3 protein-coding genes are annotated in these 3,309 nt (G+C 67.8%); 2 read left to right on the forward strand and 1 reads right to left on the reverse strand.

From position 1 onward, the window contains the following. Positions 1–112: 112 nt before the first annotated feature. A complete protein-coding gene (locus ACR2JA_RS04060) occupies positions 113–595 on the reverse strand; it encodes an NUDIX hydrolase (protein WP_434007840.1) in 483 nt (160 codons plus the stop codon). Positions 596–799: 204 nt separating this feature from the next. On the opposite strand from ACR2JA_RS04060, the gene ACR2JA_RS04065 reads away from it, so the two are divergent. Then, on the forward strand, positions 800–2,416 hold the full coding sequence (locus ACR2JA_RS04065; RefSeq protein WP_434007841.1) for a Re/Si-specific NAD(P)(+) transhydrogenase subunit alpha: 1,617 nt from the start codon (positions 800–802) through the stop codon (positions 2,414–2,416). Positions 2,417–2,432: 16 nt separating this feature from the next. Continuing rightward, positions 2,433–3,309, forward strand: an 877-nt coding sequence (locus ACR2JA_RS04070) for an NAD(P)(+) transhydrogenase (Re/Si-specific) subunit beta (RefSeq protein WP_434007842.1), incomplete at its 3' end; no start/stop codon positions are given.

Genomic DNA, 3,309 nt, shown 5'->3' on the forward strand with positions numbered 1-3,309 from the left:
GCTGTGGCCAGGGCACCCGTGGAACCGGCTCTGCCGGGCCACAGGGTGCGTCCTCCTCCCGCCGCAGGCGAGAGAGGGGGAAGCCGCGCAGCGGCGCAGGGGGTGCTTGACGTCAGCGGGCTTGGAACACCGTCAGATCGGTCTGCACCAGCGCCAGTGGAAAGCGTTGTCCGGCCAGGTGGTCTTCGATGCAGCGCAGCACCAGCGGGCTGCGGTGGCGCTCGGCGCTGGCGCGCACTTCGTCGGGTGTCATCCACAGCGTGCGCACGATGCCGGTGTCCAGCCGCCGCACGCTGTCGAAGTCGCCCAGCGTGCCGCAGTAGGCGAAGCGCAGGTAGGTGACGTCTTCCTGCGTGCTCGCGCGCTGGAAGCGCGAGAGGTAGATGCCCACCAGGGCCGTGGGCTCAAAGGCGAAGGCGGTTTCTTCCAGCGCTTCGCGGGCCACGCCCTTCTCGGGGCTCTCGCCCGGGTCCAGGTGCCCGGCCGGGTTGTTCAGGCGCAGGCCTTCGGGCGTGTGCTCTTCGACCAGCAGGTAACGGCCCTCGCGCTCGATGATCGCGGCCACGGTGACACTGGGTTTCCATCGGATGTTCATGTGGTGGATTATCCCGACCGACCGTTCGGGTGTTCCTTGCAACGGGAGGTCTTGCCGCATCGTGAAAAGCAAACGCCCTCCCATCGTTGACGCGCGACGCACAGGCGCTTGCAAGTCCTTGTGCGTCAAGGGTTTGCGTGGTTCAGGGGCTGGGGTGGCATCGGTTAAGCTGGCCCGCAATTTGTTACGAGCGAGGACCTTCCCATGACTTCTGGCGCACCGACCGATACCGCCGCCGCCGCGCCCCAGCGCATTGGCGTGCCGCGCGAAACCTTCACCGGCGAAAAACGCGTGGCCACGGTGCCCGACGTGGTGGCCAAGCTGGTCAAGCTGGGTTTTGCCGTGGTGGTGGAAAGCGGCGCCGGTGCACTTGCCAACTGCAGCGACGACGACTACCGCGCAGCCGGCGCCAGCATCGCCGGCTCGGCTGCCGAGCTCTGGAGCAGCGCCGACATTGTTTTCAAAGTGCGCCCGCCCACGACCGACGAGGTGGCGCTGATGCACGCCGGCCAGACGCTGATCGGCTTCATCTGGCCGGCCCAGAACCCCGATCTGATGCAGCAGCTGGCCGCGAAGAAGGTGACCGCGCTGTCCATCGACTGCCTGCCGAGAACGCTCAGCCGCGCGCAGAAGATGGACGCGCTGACTTCGATGGCCGGCGTCAGCGGTTACCGCGCCGTGGTCGAGGCGGCCAACGCCTTCGGCCGCTTCTTCAACGGCCAGATCACCGCCGCGGGCAAGGTGCCGCCGGCCAAGGTGTTCATCGCGGGTGCCGGTGTGGCGGGTCTCGCCGCCATCGGCGCGGCCGCCAGCCTGGGCGCCATCGTGCGCGCCAACGACACCCGCGCCGAGGTGGCCGACCAGGTGGTCTCGCTCGGCGGCGAGTTCGTCAAGGTGGACTACGAGGAAGAAGCCTCGGGCGGAGGCGGTTACGCCAAGGTCATGAGCGAAGGCTTCCAGGCCGCACAGCGCGCCATGTACGCGCAGCAGGCCCGCGAGGTGGACATCATCATCACCACCGCGCTGATCCCGGGCAAGCCAGCGCCCAAGCTGATCACCGCCGAGATGGTGCAGAGCATGAAGCCCGGCAGCGTGATCGTCGACATGGCCGCCGAACAGGGCGGCAACTGCGAGCTGACCGTGCCCGGTGAAGCGGTGGTGCGCCACGGCGTCACCATCGTCGGCTACACCGACCTGGCCTCGCGCATGGCGCGCCAGTCGTCCACGCTGTACGGCACCAACCTGTTCCGCCTGACCGAAGAGCTGTGCAAGACCAAGGACGGCGTCATCAACGTCAACATGCAGGACGACGCGATCCGCGGGCTGACCGTGATCAAGGATGGCGAGATCACCTGGCCGGCCCCGCCCATCGCGGCCGCCCCCAAGCCGGCGCCCAAGCCCGTGACCGCACCGACCGCCAAAAAGGGTCACGGCCACGGCGAGCCCTCGGGCCCCATGCCCGCCGGCCAGCTGGCCCTGGTGGCCGGCGGTGCCGCGGTGCTGATGGCGCTGGTGGGCGCGTATGCGCCGGCTGCGTTCCTGTCGCACTTCACGGTGTTCGTGCTGGCCTGCTTCGTGGGTTACATGGTGGTGTGGAACGTCAAGCCCGCGCTGCACACGCCGCTGATGAGCGTGACCAACGCCATCAGCTCGATCATCGCCATCGTCGCGCTGGTGCAGATCTCGCCCCTGGCCGATGCGGCCGGGCGGCCCAACACGCTGATCGGCGTGCTCGCCGCGGTGGCGCTGGTGCTCACCGCCATCAACATGTTCGGCGGCTTCGCCGTCACCCAGCGCATGCTGGCGATGTTCCGCAAATAAGAACGGGAGACACTGAATGTCTGCAAGTCTGGCCACGGTCTCTTACATCGGAGCGACCATCCTCTTCATCCTCAGCCTGGGCGGCCTGTCCAACCAGGAAACCGCGCGCCGCGGCAACCTCTACGGCATGGTCGGCATGGCGCTGGCCGTGGCGGCCACGGTGTTCGGCCCGCAGGTGACCATGGCCGGCGTGCCCTGGATCGTCGGCGCCATGGTGCTCGGCGGGGCCATCGGCCTGTACGCCGCGCGCACGGTGCAAATGACCCAGATGCCCGAGCTGGTGGCGCTGATGCACAGCATGGTCGGCATGGCCGCGGTGCTGGTGGGCTACGCCACCTACGTCGATCCTGAGGCATCGAAGAACCTCGACAGCGCGGCCCACGCCATCCACGCGATGGAGATCTACATCGGCATCTTCATCGGCGCGGTCACCTTCTCGGGCTCGGTCGTCGCCTTCGGCAAACTCTCGGGCCGCATCGGCGGCAAGCCGCTGCTGCTGCCGGCGCGCCACTGGCTGAACCTGGCCGGTCTGCTGGCGGTGATCTATTTCGGCCGCCAGTTCCTGCACGCCGAGACGCTGCAGGACGGCATGGTCCCGCTGTTCATCATGAGCGGCATCGCGCTGCTGTTCGGTATCCACATGGTCATGGCCATCGGCGGCGCCGACATGCCGGTGGTGGTGTCCATGCTCAACAGCTACTCGGGCTGGGCGGCCTCCGCCACCGGCTTCATGCTGAGCAACGACCTGCTGATCGTCACCGGTGCGCTGGTCGGCTCCAGCGGCGCCATCCTGTCCTACATCATGTGCAAGGCAATGAACCGCAGCTTCATCTCGGTGATTGCCGGTGGCTTCGGCGCGGAAGAGGGCTCGGGCAGCAACGGGGCCAAGGCCG

Origin of the sequence: Hydrogenophaga sp. (assembly GCF_051007235.1) — a bacterium.
GTDB lineage: Bacteria > Pseudomonadota > Gammaproteobacteria > Burkholderiales > Burkholderiaceae_C > Hydrogenophaga.

What these genes read in the sequence shown, in the direction of transcription:
- ACR2JA_RS04065 (WP_434007841.1), top strand. Translation starts at nt 800, where the DNA reads ATGACTTCTGGCGCACCGACCGATACCGCCGCCGCCGCGCCCCAGCGC.
- ACR2JA_RS04060 (WP_434007840.1), bottom strand. Translation starts at nt 595, where the DNA reads ATGAACATCCGATGGAAACCCAGTGTCACCGTGGCCGCGATCATCGAG.